The organism is Oceanospirillum sp. (genome assembly GCF_048265165.1).
Lineage (GTDB): Bacteria > Pseudomonadota > Gammaproteobacteria > Pseudomonadales > Halomonadaceae > Oceanospirillum.
Genome location: NZ_JBLXCD010000008.1, coordinates 93,774 through 107,276 on the forward strand (window position 1 = coordinate 93,774; position 13,503 = coordinate 107,276).

Annotated in this window: 13 protein-coding genes; 6 read left to right on the forward strand and 7 right to left on the reverse strand. The window is 48.6% G+C overall.

What is annotated here, in order from left to right; translation table 11 throughout:
• Nucleotides 1-73: 73 nt before the first annotated feature.
• Complete coding sequence (locus tag ACN0R8_RS14300) at nucleotides 74-586, reverse strand: DinB family protein (protein WP_417598588.1); 513 nt, start codon at nucleotides 584-586, stop codon at nucleotides 74-76.
• Nucleotides 587-744: 158 nt separating this feature from the next.
• On the opposite strand from ACN0R8_RS14300, the gene ung reads away from it, so the two are divergent.
• Nucleotides 745-1,434: a uracil-DNA glycosylase gene (ung, locus tag ACN0R8_RS14305; protein WP_417598590.1), complete on the forward strand. Its 690-nt coding sequence runs from the start codon at nucleotides 745-747 to the stop codon at nucleotides 1,432-1,434.
• Between the two features lie 137 nt (nucleotides 1,435-1,571).
• On the opposite strand, the gene ACN0R8_RS14310 is transcribed toward ung, so the two are convergent.
• Complete coding sequence (locus tag ACN0R8_RS14310) at nucleotides 1,572-2,534, reverse strand: YgfZ/GcvT domain-containing protein (protein WP_417598592.1); 963 nt, start codon at nucleotides 2,532-2,534, stop codon at nucleotides 1,572-1,574.
• A 487-nt stretch (nucleotides 2,535-3,021) separates the two neighbouring features.
• Here ACN0R8_RS14310 and ACN0R8_RS14315 point away from each other — a divergent pair, with 487 nt between their 5' ends.
• Both ACN0R8_RS14315 and ACN0R8_RS14320 read left to right on the forward strand, forming a co-directional pair.
• Entirely contained in the window at nucleotides 3,022-3,228 is a 207-nt protein-coding gene (locus ACN0R8_RS14315; protein WP_417598594.1) for a cation transporter, read from the forward strand.
• A gap of 182 nt (nucleotides 3,229-3,410) precedes the next feature.
• A complete protein-coding gene (locus ACN0R8_RS14320) occupies nucleotides 3,411-5,702 on the forward strand; it encodes a heavy metal translocating P-type ATPase (protein WP_417598596.1) in 2,292 nt (763 codons plus the stop codon).
• Nucleotides 5,703-5,940: 238 nt separating this feature from the next.
• Here ACN0R8_RS14320 and ACN0R8_RS14325 read toward each other — a convergent pair whose 3' ends face one another.
• From ACN0R8_RS14325 to ACN0R8_RS14345, 5 genes are all read right to left on the reverse strand, one after another.
• Nucleotides 5,941-7,212, reverse strand: a complete 1,272-nt coding sequence (locus ACN0R8_RS14325) for an NAD(P)/FAD-dependent oxidoreductase (RefSeq protein WP_417598598.1) — start codon at nucleotides 7,210-7,212, stop codon at nucleotides 5,941-5,943.
• 96 nt (nucleotides 7,213-7,308) lie between these two features.
• On the reverse strand, nucleotides 7,309-7,947 hold the full coding sequence (gene msrA / locus ACN0R8_RS14330; protein ID WP_417598600.1) for a peptide-methionine (S)-S-oxide reductase MsrA: 639 nt from the start codon (nucleotides 7,945-7,947) through the stop codon (nucleotides 7,309-7,311).
• Nucleotides 7,948-8,008: 61 nt separating this feature from the next.
• Nucleotides 8,009-9,850 (reverse strand): ATP-binding protein, encoded by a 1,842-nt coding sequence (locus ACN0R8_RS14335; protein WP_417598602.1) that lies wholly within the window; start codon nucleotides 9,848-9,850, stop codon nucleotides 8,009-8,011.
• A 40-nt stretch (nucleotides 9,851-9,890) separates the two neighbouring features.
• Nucleotides 9,891-10,388, reverse strand: a complete 498-nt coding sequence (locus ACN0R8_RS14340) for a molybdopterin-dependent oxidoreductase (RefSeq protein ID WP_417598604.1) — start codon at nucleotides 10,386-10,388, stop codon at nucleotides 9,891-9,893.
• Nucleotides 10,389-10,509: 121 nt separating this feature from the next.
• Nucleotides 10,510-11,094 carry a superoxide dismutase gene (locus ACN0R8_RS14345; RefSeq protein WP_417598606.1) on the reverse strand — a complete coding sequence of 195 codons (585 nt, stop codon included), beginning with the start codon at nucleotides 11,092-11,094 and terminating at the stop codon, nucleotides 10,510-10,512.
• 368 nt (nucleotides 11,095-11,462) lie between these two features.
• On the opposite strand from ACN0R8_RS14345, the gene ACN0R8_RS14350 reads away from it, so the two are divergent.
• The 3 genes from ACN0R8_RS14350 to ACN0R8_RS14360 all read left to right on the forward strand — a co-directional run bounded on the left by ACN0R8_RS14350 (nucleotide 11,463) and on the right by ACN0R8_RS14360 (nucleotide 13,489).
• Nucleotides 11,463-12,359: a hypothetical protein gene (locus tag ACN0R8_RS14350; RefSeq protein ID WP_417598608.1), complete on the forward strand. Its 897-nt coding sequence runs from the start codon at nucleotides 11,463-11,465 to the stop codon at nucleotides 12,357-12,359.
• Nucleotides 12,360-12,530: 171 nt separating this feature from the next.
• A complete protein-coding gene (locus ACN0R8_RS14355) occupies nucleotides 12,531-13,040 on the forward strand; it encodes a PaaI family thioesterase (protein ID WP_417598610.1) in 510 nt (169 codons plus the stop codon).
• Nucleotides 13,037-13,489 carry a PaaI family thioesterase gene (locus ACN0R8_RS14360; protein ID WP_417598612.1) on the forward strand — a complete coding sequence of 151 codons (453 nt, stop codon included), beginning with the start codon at nucleotides 13,037-13,039 and terminating at the stop codon, nucleotides 13,487-13,489. Before ACN0R8_RS14355 ends, ACN0R8_RS14360 begins: the two co-directional genes overlap by 4 nt.
• Nucleotides 13,490-13,503: the final 14 nt, after the last annotated feature.

Consider the following 13,503-nt stretch of genomic DNA (forward strand, 5'->3'; position numbering starts at 1 on the left):
TTCTCTGAGATAGTGGGGGTTTTGTTTGTTTTGACGATCGCTTAGCTGAGATCAAGTGGATGCCTGGAAAGAATCAGGGCGCGTTACGCTCAATAACTTCCGGGAGCCAGATCAGGTCGGTAACACCTACATCGATGCCCCGCTGATTAAGCAGAGTGGTCAGCTGCCCTCTATGGTGTGTCTGATGATTAAAAAAATGAGTCACAGCAAGCCATAACTCATATTTACGCGGAATAGGGTTCACAATACTGGTGTATCTGAGTTCGTCCTGAAGAGCCTCGTCGGTTAACTGATGGCTCCAGTCGGTTATTTTCTGATCTGTCACTTTGCGATCAGCCTGAAGTGCTTCAAAATCTGAGTGCAGTTCCTGATTCAGTCCTGAAACCTGAAAGGGTTCATTAAGGAAACGGCCCAGCCAGATTTTATCACCCAGTAACAGATGGTTGAGGGTGCCATGAATGGATTTAAAGAATGCCCCTCTGTCCTCTTTTCTCTCCTGATCTGATATTTTTGCACAGGCTGTGTAGATGCTTTCATTCATCCAATGGTTATAGGATGCAAGATCCCGGACTTGTTGGGCGTGCATAAAAAGACTCCTTTTTCGACGAATTAAACAAGCCGCTTTATGAAAGGGTTGCGATGCTCTTTACCACGAGTGTATCACTGCTATGGGAAGCTAATGCCTCAACATACGGCTAATCTGATAAAATCCCTGAAATTTTTAACCAGCGGGATAGACATATTATGGCGATTGATCTGCCGGATGATTGGTTGGCGGTACTGGGCAGCGAGTTTGAACAACCCTATATGCAGAATCTGAAAGCCTTTTTGGCGGAGGAAAAAGCACAGGGCAAGGTGATCTATCCCCGCTCATCGGATTGGTTTAGTGCTTTTAAGTACACGCCGCTGGATCAGGTCAAGGTGGTGATCCTGGGGCAGGACCCTTACCATGGGCCAAATCAGGCACATGGACTTTGTTTTTCCGTACGTCCTGGGGTTAAAACACCACCGTCTCTGGTGAATATCTATAAGGAGTTGCAAAGCGACCTGGGTATACAACCGGTCAATCACGGTTATCTGACCAGCTGGGCGAAGCAGGGCGTATTGATGATCAATGCGGTGCTGACAGTGGAGCAGGCTAATGCCGGTTCCCATCAGAAAAAAGGCTGGGAGCAGTTCACCGATAAGGTGATTCATGTGATCAATGAACAGCTCGATGGTGTGGTGTTTCTGCTGTGGGGCAGCTATGCCCAAAAGAAAGCGGCTTTTGTGGATCAGAACAAACATCTGGTACTGAAGTCGGTGCACCCGTCACCGCTGTCGGCGCACCGTGGCTTCTTTGGTAATCATCAGTTTAGTCAGGCCAATGCGTTTCTGGTCTCCCGTGGTAAACAGCCGATCAATTGGCAGCTGCCGGAGCAGCCGGAAGCCTGATCTTTTTTGGAATGAATATTCAGAAGTGATTAGAGTTGCTGTGAGCTGCAGAGAAATGCAAAAGACGCGAATCTTTCGATTCGCGCCCTTTGCTTTTGAGTGTCTTACTCACGGGAGGAAAACAAGAGGAAAGAGGATCAGATCTCCTGCTTTTCCAGTCCGTAAGGCAGGTCTATCAGGGTCAGTGGCTGATCATCTGCCGTTAGCAGAGGTTCTTCCAGTGTGTTGTCTTTCAGTACCGCTAACAGTTCGGTTTTGCCTTCAGCGTTGATAGCGCTTAACAGTACTTCACCCGCTTCGGTTTTATCCCCTTCCATCAGGCAAACCACTTGATCACCAGCCTTAGCTTCGCCATCGCCTATTAATCGCTGCAGGCGCTTTTTAACACCGCCACGGTACTGGGCGCGGGCGATAATCTCCTGACCGGTATAACAGCCTTTCTTAAAGCTGATGGCACCGGTGGCCTGATAGTTGAGCATCTGAGGGATAAACTGATCGGTGTGGCTCTGCTCCAGCAGAATCTGTACGTTTTCGATCTGGGTCAGATTCCAGGTGGTTTCACTTACCGGTGTCAGCTCGCTGTTATTGCTGCCGTTAAAGAGTGCTGTCAGAGTTTCAAAGCGGCATAGGCCGATACTGCGCTCGGTCACTCCGGGCAGATTAAAAGCATCTACGCTTTCGACCTTTGCATCAGCATGATTAAAACCAACCACGGCGATCTCATCGGATTTGTCTTCAAATGTGCAGCGATAAAGCGGCGCAAACTTGCTCAGGTTGGTTTGGGTCGTTTCCAGTGTTGAGCGTGGCAATAACAGCAGCAGACCTTCCGGGTGCCGCACCACATAAAACGTGGCGTAGGGGCGGCCTTTTGGCGAGGTCAGCAGAGAAAGGCGCAGTTCACCTTCCGGCAGATCCTCAATCTTCTGACTGGCTTGACCATGCAGCAGTTTAGCGGCCATATCGCCTTTGATCAGAAGTACCCCCATACTGGGTAGCGGGCTGAAGGTTTTGGTGGTGCCGAGCTGTTTTGCCTGTTCCTGTAAAGTGGTGTCGATCTCGGGTAGTTGCTCGTATCGGTTGATGCTCGGTGTTGATTCCATAGCGGTTCCATAGGATTGGTGGCGGTTGAGCGCGTTAATTGTTAACCCGTTTCCGGTGCAGCGTTATCTGGGTTATCGCGTCAGCCATCCGGCAGTAAATATTTTAGTATTTTAAGCTGACCTCTGAAATCCGACAGGCTTCAGCTATCATTATTGAGTGCTTACTTAATGTTGGTTTTCCAAGAGCTGATTTCAAGTCTAAATCGCTTTATCTCTCAAATGGTTGGCCGAACGGGCAAGCGCCATAGCATTGCTTAAACCTGATATGAAACCTATCAGGTCTATAACAGGCTTAAGTATTAAAATGGGTCGTTCCGGTTGGTAAAGGCTTGACCCTGAAGCTTACTTTAGGGTTTAAGCTTGCCCTGTTAGCACGGCCAATCGAACAGTGTTTCGCTTTTCTCTACTATTTTGTATGGTGTGCATTATTTTGCGCGGTGAGTTTCGGGGCCGCTCTGGGTTCAGATTTTTTATATAGGTGGTTATTGTGAGTAAAGAAATGGTTATTACCCTGGAAGGCTTATCCTGTAACGGTTGTGTGAACTCGGTAACCACAGCCTTGATGATGGTGGATGGGGTTGAGCAGGCCGATGTGACACTTTATGAAGCTCACGTTACCGGTACGATGAAGCTCGAAGATCTGATCGATGCGGTGGAAGAAGCCGGTTTTGATGCGGAAGAGAAAAAGGACTGAGACTAAAAATCTTAAGAACGAATGGTTTTTCAAATATCTGTTGTGACCTGTATTTGTGATCCGGCTTAGGCCGGATCAACCATTTCTGATGGCCGGGAATCTTACTCTCTTCCCTGATCATACATGACTTGAGTGAAGTTGAGCCGTTTGTGGGGAGTTGAGCCGTTTGTGGGGAAAGGGTTATGTCTGAAATAAATAAAACTGATCAGGAGCAAAAATATCGTTTTGCTCTGCGCGGAATGCACTGTGCCAGTTGCGTACAGCAGGTACAGAGTGCGCTGGATCAGCTGGAAGGCATTGAGAAAGCCGAGGTCAATCTGCCGGATCGTTCTGCCAGTGTCCTCGCATCGGCGGAACCGGCTCAGGTGATTGCGGCGGTTGAAGAGGCCGGTTTTGGTGCCACACTGCTGGATGATGACTACGGCGAAGATGAGCGTCAGGCAGAGGAACGGGCTCATTACTATCAGCAGTTAAAGAAAACCGCCGCCGCGCTGGCGCTGGGTATTCCGCTGATGGTGATGATGTTTTGGGATGGTATGCCGGTGTTGAGTACTGCACCTGGTCAGATCTTCTGGCAGATCACAGGGTTGCTGACGTTGGCGGTGATGGTTTATTCCGGTGGCCACTTCTACCAGGGGGCATGGTCGGCCTTTAAAAATCACTACGCCAATATGGACACCCTGATCGCTCTGGGCACGGGTACGGCTTGGCTGTTTTCTATGCTGATCTCTTTCTGGCCGGATCTGGTGCCGGAGCAGGCACGCCATGTCTACTTTGAAGCGGCGGTCTTTATTATCGGCCTGGTAAATCTGGGGCAGGCGTTGGAAAGTCGGGCCCGTGGCCAGGCTTCTCAGGCGATCCGTAAGCTATTGACTCTACAGCCGGAAACCGCCCGTCTGATCCGAAAAGAGGATGGCGAAGAGGTGGATATGCGCATCGAGTCGATCCAGGTGCGGGATATGATTCGGGTGCGTCCCGGTGAAAAGATCCCGGTGGATGGCAAGGTGATGGAGGGGGAAACCCGGATCGATGAATCCATGCTGACCGGTGAGCCGATGCCGGTGAGTAAAAAGAAAAAGGATGAGGTCACCGCAGGTACCCTGAACCAGAGCGGCACCATTCGTATCCGCACCTTGCGGGTTGGCAGCGATACCGCCCTGGCAAAGATTATTGATCAGGTACGCCAGGCACAGAATGCCAAACCATCGTTAGGCCGCTTAGCTGACAAAGTTGCAGCAGTGTTTGTGCCTTCGGTATTGATTATTGCTGTTCTGACGGCTCTGGCGTGGTTTAACTTCGGCCCGGAACCGGTTTCCGCTTATATGCTGGTCACGACGATGACGGTGTTAGTGATTGCTTGCCCCTGTGCACTGGGCTTAGCCACGCCGATGTCGATTATGGTAGGAGTGGGTAAGGCGGCGGAGCACGGTATTCTGATTCGACGTGGTGATGCTTTACAGCAGGCGGCAGAAGTCGATGTGGTGGTGCTGGATAAAACGGGGACAGTCACTCAGGGGCACCCTGAAGTGACAGATCTGGTACTGCTGGATGCGGGTAAAGCTCAGGGTTTAACCGAACATGATCTGCTTAGGTTTGCGGTCAGTCTGGAAGTCGCGTCTGAGCATCCTCTGGCCCAGGCGATTGTAAGCCGGGCGAAGCTTGAAGGTATTTCCGTCCAGGAAGCCAGCGATATTCAGCCGGTGGCAGGACAGGGTATTCAGGGTCAGTTTGTTGCCGATGATTCTGACGTAAGCCAGCGCTTACTGCTGGGTAACCGTGCTCTGATGCAGGAATTTAAGCTGGAGTTGAGCACTGCTGAAGCTCAGATGCAGTCTCTGGCGGAACAGGGTAAAACACCGGTATTACTGGGGCTGAATGGGGCGGTGATCGGGGTATTAGCGATTGCTGATCCGGTAAAAACTGACTCCAATGCCGCTATCGCCCGTCTGAAAAAGCAGGGCGTGACCGTGATGATGCTCACCGGTGACAATCGTATAACGGCTCAGGCAGTGGCGAACGAAGTGGGGATTGATCAGGTGATTGCTGAGGTCATGCCGGATCATAAGGCCGATGAGATTCGTAAGCTGCAGCAGCAAGGGCTCAAAGTAGCTATGGTCGGTGACGGTATCAATGATGCACCGGCATTGGCTCAGGCGGATGTGGGTATGGCGATCGGAACGGGAACCGATATCGCCATTGAGAGCGCAGATTTGACTCTGATGCGAGGTTCTCTGCAGGGTATCGCTGATGCCATGGAGATTTCGTCACTGACCGTAAACAATATCAAGCAGAACCTGCTAGGGGCTTTTATCTATAACAGTATTGGTATTCCGCTGGCCGCTGGGGTGTTATTCCCCTTGTATGGCTTTTTACTGAATCCGGCCTTTGCCGGCGCTGCCATGGCGATGTCATCGGTGACTGTGGTAAGTAACGCTAACCGTCTTAGGTTGAAGAAGCTGTCGGCAAAGAGATAACGGAGGAATGAGCGATGGGTTTACTGGTTAATCTGGCCGGATTTGCCTTGATCGGGCTGGTGATCTGGTGGTTTTGGCTGAAGCGGCCAAACTCGGGTCAATAGGGTTACTGAATTTTAAGCAATGATAAAAAAAGGGGAGCCGCTTGGCTCCCGTGTCCTATCCGTTATGTCAGGCTGCCTCAGTTAGAGGTTGCCTGAATAAACAGACCAGCAGAGTTCTATGCTGTTCGTTAACGCTATTTCAGGCGTTCGATACCGATCATTTTGAGAAGCTGTTTCTCATAGAAGGGCTCAGGGTTACCTGTTTTCATCTTGCGGATAAAGTATTTTTCAAAAGCTACCTTCGCCAGGTGTACCCACTTTCCTTTTTTAAACCAGCTGACGTTGCGGGGCGGGATCTGTGGAATGGCAACAAAAGCAGCACCCGTATCGCCCATATCCGCAAGGCATATAGCGTTCCAGGTAGCCTGTGCTTCGGGTTCCTCACCTTTCAGTACCGCATCCAGATTTTCAACAATGGCGGTGACCATAGACTCAATCATATAGCCGGTTTTTGGTACGCCAGTCGGTACAGGTGTCACTTCAGTTGGAGCAATGGCGATGCAGACGCCAGCGGACCAGATATTGTTATATGCCATGCTGCGTTGATAGTTATCAATTTTAACAAAGCCCCGTGGGTTACAAAGATCCGGGACATTTGCAACACAATCTACGCCTTTAAAAGCGGGTAGCATCATCGAGTGCTTAAATGGTAACTCATGTTGTTTGATTACTTCGCCGCTGTCATTGTGCTCATCGACGTACATGATACCTTCTTCAACCTTAGATACTTTGGCGTTACAGATCCATTTGATATGGTGAGCACGTAACTCAGATTCGAGCATCGACTTAGAGTCACCAACACCCCCCAGGCCCAGATGACCGATATAGGGTTCGCTGGTAACAAAGGTCATGGGCACTTTGTCGCGGATTTTACGGTTTTGCAGCTCTTTATTCAGAATAAAGGCGTATTCGTAAGCTGGGCCAAAACAGCTGGCACCGGCCATAGCACCTACGATAACAGGGCCGGGGTCTTCGCAGAGTTGTTCAAAGTTTTTGTAGGAATCCAGTGCATGGGGCAAAGAGCAAACTGATTGAGTGTGGCCACCATTAGGGCCTGAGCCTTCGACTTCATCAAAAGCGAGTTTTGGGCCGGTCATAATCAGCAGGTGATCATAGTTAACGGTTTCGCTGTTCGCCAAGGTTAGGCTGTTGTTTTCAGGACTGATGGTGTCCACCGCCTGAGGGATAAAGTTGATATTGTGTTTCTGCAGGTGAGGGGAAATTTTGAAACTGATCTCTTCGGAATCTCGCCAGCCAACGGCGACCCAAGGGTTGGATGGGACAAACTGAAAGTAGTCCCTTTCGTTGATTACGGTAATCTCATGAGATTTATCCAGTTTGTGGCGTAACTCGTACGCCGCTGCCATGCCGCCGGTTCCGGCACCTAGAATAACGATATGAGCCATCGCAGGCCTCCTTTGAGGTGAAAGGCGTTATTTATTGTTTTCTTATAAGCCTGCGATCTATCTTAGTAATTTTCTATTATATTAGCAAATTCAAAATTAGTGTTTTTTGAATTTATCCCCCCAAACTTCTTTTAAACGATGATCACGGCCACAGCTGCTACGGTAAAAAGTATACCGAATAGGATTTTTCATATAGTAATCCTGGTGATAGTCTTCTGCCGGATAGAAAGTACTTGCAGGTTTAATCTCAGTCTGAATTTTTTGATTAAAATTTTGCTGGTGCTCTGCCTTACTTATTTCAGCCAGACGGCTCTGCTCATTATCCAGTGGGTAGATACCTGAGCGGTACTGGCTACCAGCATCGCAAAACTGACGATTGACTGCGAAAGGGTCAATGTTCACCCAAAATATATCAAGCAATGTTTGGTAGCTGACAACCTCAGGGTCATAAATGATCTCTACAGCTTCAGTGTGACCCGTCACACCAGCAGAGACTTCCCGGTAAGTTGGATTCTGTTTATGGCCGTCGGTATAACCGGATGTCGTGCTAATAACCCCTTCAGTGCCATCGAAAGGGGGCTCCATACACCAAAAGCACCCTCCGGCAAAAATGGCACGGGCTTCTTTAGCCTGGCTGACAGGGCTGATCAGTAAGGTGGCAGAGATAAAAAATAGAGCGATAACTTTTCCGGATACAGAGGAAAGGTGCCGGGCCACAGATGATGACTTTTTCATAGAAAAACTCCTTAGATGATAAACAGGAATACGCAATAGCCAGGCTAATGGATTCAGGTTTTCACTGTTTGTCTGTCACTGGAGTTCCATTCCAGCGCTTTAGGGATTGCTGGAGCAGGTTCATATCCAGTGGTTTTGCCAGAAAGTCCTGCATACCGGCATCAAGGCAACTTTGCCGATCAACAGCCATGACATTGGCGGTTAACGCGACAATGGCTGTGTTTCTGTTAGGCCCACTGCCCCGTCTGATCTCATGACTACAGGTCAGCCCGTCCATCACGGGCATCTGGCAGTCCATCATGATGAGGCTGTACTTTTTCCCATGGCACATTTCAAGGGCAATCCGGCCATTCTCGGCAAGCTCGGTTTCATATCCCATTCGTCTGAGAATGGTGGTGATCAGCTTTGCATTGACCGGGTTGTCTTCTACGACCAGCACAGACTCGGACTCATGGACTGCAGGGCTTATCTCTGAGGGCGCCTGATTTTGTGCTGAAGAAGCTATCAGCTGTTCTTGTTTAATCTGAACCGGAATATTGAACCAGAAAACAGACCCCTGTCCGGGCTTGCTTTGTACGCCTACCTGTCCATTCATAGCGGCAATAATCTCCCGGCATAGGGAGAGTCCAAGCCCACTGCCACCATAGTGCCGGGTGATGGAGCTGTCCGCTTGAGTAAATGGCGTAAACAGGTGCTGTTGCACATCCTCAGAGATACCGATACCCGTATCTTCAATCTCGATATGCAGAGTGCTTTCGATTCTTGCCATAGAATCTGGCGGAGCTTGCTCCAGTGGGATATCAGGTAATATCAGGTGAATACGTAACGTAATACAGCCTGTTTCGGTAAATTTTACGGCATTACCCAGCAGGTTGATCATAATTTGTTGTAAGCGAAGTGGGTCGCTGATGATCTCTCGTGGCTGGTTTGGTGCTATATCCAGTATGAATTCAAGTTTTTTTTCTGTCAGGCTGGCATTGATAACTGAGCGCGCATTCTTAGCGCAAAGAGTTAAGTCGAAGGTTTTAGCTTCAATGGGCATTTTTTTCTGTTGCAGCCTGGAAAGATCCAGAACATTGTTGATCAGGTTTAGCAGAGCCTCTCCGGAGGCATTGATATCTTCCAGAAGAGAAGCGGTGCCAGGCAGCTTCTGAATCTCCTTTTCCATCTTCAGGAGGGCAATCGATCCGAGTATTCCATTGAGCGGGGTTCTTATCTCATGGCTCATATTGGACAGGAAGTAGCTTTTACTTTGGTTTGCAGCTTCAGCTTTCAGTGCAAGTCGTTGATTACGGCGCAGCTCCAGGTAGTTGATCAGCGTGAATATACTGGCTACGGCCAGAATGCTGATCAGGAGAAAGACAACCCAACGATAATTATCCTGAACTTTAACAGCAAAACGGCTCTCGGTTTCAGAGATGGCCGAAGCAATCGTTCGCGATGAGTGCATAAAGCGGGGGATAAAACTCTGCATACGCTCAATGTAGCGTTTGGCTTGTTCCGGCGTCAGGGCTTCAAGGTCATCTTCCAGGTTGATCATAATGGCCTGCAGGCGCTCAACCTCAGCGAGTATATCTCGGTCAAGCTGTTCGATGAGTTGGCGGGTGGTGCCAGAGGAGATGATATTGATGCGACTCCAGAGAATCTCCATACGAAAGCTGACATCATCGGACTGATCTGGCGATGGTGTAACAATGAATGTATTCAGCTCATTGATCAGTCTCAGAAGTTCAACTTCAATCCGGGTACTGTTCCAGTAACGTTCGTCTTTGGTCAGCATAGAGAACTCTTCGATCTCTCTTTCTAGACGAAACAGGGACGCTGCAATAAAGAAAACCAACACGATAAGGCTTAAAGCCAGTACGATAGGTTTGATCAGACCTGAGCGTCTATTTTTTATCACGGCGGCAGCACTCCAACGGCAGAACAGCGGATTGTCTAATCTAATTTACAACAAGTGTTTTTAATTGCCAGATGGCGTGGGCCTGATAGGGAGGAATATTAATGGCAGGTTGATCAGAGAAGGGATAAAGAACCCAGAGGGGGCCCTTGTCTCGGATACGCATTCTTTTTCCATCCATGGCATAGGCGATAAAGGCGTTATGTTCAATAAGGGTATCAACGGCTACCTGAATAGAGTAATCGTTGAGGGCGATCATCGTCACGTGTTTACCTTTAGGATCAATATGCAAATGTTTCATCAGATTTTTGAACGTCACTGATGAGAAAGTATGCTCTTTATCGGTCCAGATCGTTTTGGTGCGAACCTGGGTAGTTGGTAGAGCCTTGAGTTCGGCTAATGTAAAGCTTGCTGAGGCATCTTTACTTTGAACCGTTAATACAGGGCGCTGAGCCATCGCATTCAAGGACAAAAAGAACAACAACGTAATAAACGCAATTCGAGCTAAATATCGCCAGTCTGACAAAGGGGTAGCCTTCATAGATCAGACTCCTAAAGTTTTCGTATGATAATTTGTAGTTATTTTATATTTTTCAGGCGAAAAAAAACCGGCTACTGAAATAGCAGCCGGTTAGGCAATTCCGAAGAATATTAACCTAAACTTATGCTGCGAAGTTAGCCGCTGCAAAGTCCCAGTTCGCCAGAGCCCAGAAACCTTTCAGGTAGTTAGGACGAACATTACGGTAGTCAATGTAGTATGCGTGTTCCCACAGATCAACCGTCAGCAGAGCCGTTTGGCCAGCAGTCATTGGTGTGCCAGCGTTGCTGGTGTTAACGATTTCCAGAGAACCGTCAGCGTTCTTAATCAGCCAGGTCCAGCTGGAGCCGAAATTGTTTACAGCTTTGTCGTTAAACTCAGTCTGGAAAGCGTCGAAAGAACCCCACTTAGCGTTGATAGCATCTGCCAGAGCGCCAGTTGGCTGACCGCCACCGTTTGGAGACAGGCTGTTCCAGTAAAAGGTGTGGTTCCAGATCTGCGCTGCATTGTTGAAGACAGGGCCAGCAGGTGCAGCTTTGATAACTTCTTCCAGAGTTTTACCTTCAAACTCAGTACCTGGAACCAGACCATTCAGCTTGTCCACGTATGTGTTGTGGTGTTTGCCGTGGTGGAATTCCAGGGTTTCAGCTGAGATATGTGGCTCAAGTGCTGATTTGTCATACGGCAGTGCAGGTAATTCAAATGCCATGGTTGTTTTCTCCATCAACTCACGTCAAAAAGTATGAAGTTATCGTATACGATACTTCGACCATTTTTTTCAGATTTTGGTTGCCGGATCTTAGCGCCACCGGCAAGCATCTGTTTTTAAAGTGCGTAAATAATAGCACTTCATTTGCGGGGTTTCTATTTCTGAGTGGAACAGTTGGATATTACTTGGACTGAAAAAGTTGTTAAAACTCAGGCTATATTAGCGGGCGATGCATTTATTTCCGTAACCCAATGTAATAATCTTATCAGGTGTATAGCATAGCAGTGCACCAGTGAGACGTGATAGCGCATTGGTGAATTTGCATTAGCTGAATTGAATTTTATATAAAACTGGCCCGGATCCTGAATATGTCACCCGATAATATGAAAATTACTGCCCAGCGGGATGAGCCCGCTCCAGCCCGGCCCGGAAAACCAGGAGGGACAGGTCGTAGCAGTAAAGGAGGGACAGGTCGCAGTAGTAAATATGTGCTTTGGCTTGTTGTTGCTTTATTGGTCGTGGCTATTGGCCTTGCTCTTTATCAGAATACCCAACTGTCAGGTGCACTCAAACAGCAGCAGGCGAGTCTGGAGCAGGCAACGCACCGTATCCAGTTGTTGGAAGATGAGTTAGTGGCAACAGGGCGGGATCTATCCCAGTCCGGCAGTACTTTGAAAAAACGTTTGCAAGACTCTGAACATGAGATTCGCAAGCTTTGGGATCTTAGTAATAAACGTAATAAGGTTGATATCGCCCAGAATAAAAAGACCTTGGATACACTGGCTAAAGCACTCAAGGATCTGGAAGCGGCTCAGAAAGGACAACTGGCTGCACTGGCTGATGAAAAGGCTGTCCGGGAAAATAAAGACAAAGCCCTACAGACAGAGCAACAGGTATTTAACGGGCGGCTGATGGCGATCTCTTCAGATCTTGCTGAGGCAAGGGATTCTCTGGAAACGTTGCAGGAGAAACAGTCCCGACAGGCGGCAGGCCTGGATGATCTTAAATCTGGTCTGGCTGATATTAAGTCCAGTCTGGGTGATCTAAAACAGGAGCAGGCGGGTCTTGATAGCGAAGCTATGCTGAATGTTAAAGAAACGTTGAATGTTTATGGTGAGCGCCTGGACGCTATTGATGCTTCCCGTCGCCAATTGACCAGTAACGTTACCCGCCTGAACACCGATGTGAACCGGCTGCAACTGGAAATGAAAGGGCTGACAAAGAATAATTCTCCTTCAGCGGCAGCATCTGCCCCCGCTCAATAAGGGCAGCTGTAGTGTATGAATATGAAAAGGACGGTTCGCCGTCCTTTTTGCATTTTATGGCGTAGAGGTTTTGTTTTAAACGTATCCATTACTGTGCATTCTGCTTAACACCGAGGTTAACGTCACAGGCGTATCGGGTGATAACAATAAATAGAAATTAAGGAGCTTACGTTGCAAAAGTCTGAACCTGCAATACGCTTTTCAGCAGATCGGTATCTTATGGGGATGAAAAGATTTCTTGCCGTATTACCCCAATGTCAGGCACTTGGTATGCAGGCTGAATCTGCTGATCACGAACACGTCCTTTTTTCTCTTCCCTTTGCCGAATGCCTGGTTGGCAATTCGCGCAAGCAGCTGATTCACGGCGGTGTGATTGCTACGCTTTTAGATACGGCCTGTGGCTCTGTTGCTGTTTGTGCCTTGCCCCGTTTTGAAATGTGCCCCACTTTAGACCTGAGAATCGACCACCTTCGCCCAGCCGTAGCGGGTAAGGCACTCTATTGCAAAGCCAGTATCGTGAAGGTTACGCCTCAGGTTATCTTTACGGAGGGGGTGGTATATCAGGATAAGGGGCAGCCTGTATCTCGTGCGGTGGCTAACTTTATGCGACTGGGAGCTGGTAAAACCCCGGTCGAAATGGATGAGGCATTGTTTCGTCCGAATAAAGAAGAGGAGGAATGATGACTGATTTGGATAGCCTGGCTCAGCTGATCAGCGAAACACAGCGCTCCGGTCACTGGGAGGCGCTGCTTGAACAGGTTCCTTATGCCGGATTTATCGGACTTACAGCTCAAGCCATAGGGAATGAAATTCTATTTTGTATGGAACCCCTGGAAAGCAACACAGGTAATCCTCTGTTACCAGCGCTCCATGGTGGTGTGATTGCTGGCTTTATGGAAACGGCAGCCACGCTTAATCTTATGGTTTGCCTGAATGAGAGTCAGGTGCCTAAAGTTATCGATTTTACAATCGATTACCTGCGTTCCGGCAAAATGAAACCTACCTATGCTACCTGTATTCTGAATCGGCAGGGGCAGCGAATTGCTAATGTTCAGGTCAATGCATGGCAGAAAGATCGTGAAACACCGATTGCTACGGCCCGGGTTCATTTCCTGATGCAGGATAGGTAATCGGGCCGGTTGAG

Bases quoted from the DNA above. Each gene is read 5' to 3' on its own strand.
- ung (WP_417598590.1), top strand. From the start codon at position 745: ATGGCGATTGATCTGCCGGATGATTGGTTGGCGGTACTGGGCAGCGAG.
- msrA (WP_417598600.1), bottom strand. From the start codon at position 7,947: ATGAAAAAGTCATCATCTGTGGCCCGGCACCTTTCCTCTGTATCCGGA.
- ACN0R8_RS14345 (WP_417598606.1), bottom strand. From the start codon at position 11,094: ATGGCATTTGAATTACCTGCACTGCCGTATGACAAATCAGCACTTGAG.
- ACN0R8_RS14360 (WP_417598612.1), top strand. From the start codon at position 13,037: ATGATGACTGATTTGGATAGCCTGGCTCAGCTGATCAGCGAAACACAG.
- ACN0R8_RS14340 (WP_417598604.1), bottom strand. From the start codon at position 10,388: ATGAAGGCTACCCCTTTGTCAGACTGGCGATATTTAGCTCGAATTGCG.
- ACN0R8_RS14320 (WP_417598596.1), top strand. From the start codon at position 3,411: ATGTCTGAAATAAATAAAACTGATCAGGAGCAAAAATATCGTTTTGCT.
- ACN0R8_RS14325 (WP_417598598.1), bottom strand. From the start codon at position 7,212: ATGGCTCATATCGTTATTCTAGGTGCCGGAACCGGCGGCATGGCAGCG.
- ACN0R8_RS14310 (WP_417598592.1), bottom strand. From the start codon at position 2,534: ATGGAATCAACACCGAGCATCAACCGATACGAGCAACTACCCGAGATC.
- ACN0R8_RS14350 (WP_417598608.1), top strand. From the start codon at position 11,463: ATGTCACCCGATAATATGAAAATTACTGCCCAGCGGGATGAGCCCGCT.
- ACN0R8_RS14300 (WP_417598588.1), bottom strand. From the start codon at position 586: ATGCACGCCCAACAAGTCCGGGATCTTGCATCCTATAACCATTGGATG.